This window comes from Pseudomonas sp. Fl4BN1, from assembly GCF_009908285.1.
Classification (GTDB): Bacteria; Pseudomonadota; Gammaproteobacteria; order Pseudomonadales; family Pseudomonadaceae; genus Aquipseudomonas.
On the sequence record NZ_JAAARM010000150.1, the window covers coordinates 1 to 384 of the forward strand.

At 66.9% G+C, this 384-nt stretch carries 1 protein-coding gene; it reads right to left on the bottom strand.

Going from position 1 to position 384, the window contains the following annotated elements; all coding sequences use genetic code 11:
* Positions 1-366: patatin-like phospholipase family protein (locus GV818_RS33990; protein ID WP_372242151.1), on the bottom strand; the 366-nt coding region annotated here is incomplete at its 3' end.
* Between the last annotated feature and the right edge of the window lie 18 nt (positions 367-384).

Below are 384 nucleotides of genomic sequence, written 5' to 3' on the forward strand. Positions count from 1 at the left end.
ATCCACCAGCGTACGCCCGCCCACCTCGAAGGGCGCGAACAGCCCCGGCACCGCCATGCTGGCCCGCATCGCCAGCGGCAGCGAGCCGTGGTCGAGAATCACTCCGTCGCCCGTGGCCAGATCCGTCGCCATGGCCTTGAACGGAATGGGCAGGCGCGAGAAGTCGATGTTGTCGGGCCACTGCGCCGTCCAGTTCTTGAGGAGCGCGAGCAGGCGGTTGCCCTGCACCAGCCCGGCCGGCAGCTTGAGGTTGCCGTTGCCATAGCCGGCCGACAGGCCGATCGGATACTGGAAATCATCCTCGCGCAGCGACTGCGGCAGCTTGGCGCGATCGTTGCGATCGAAGGCGATGTCGCTCAGGTCCACCTGTGAGAGCTTCTGCTC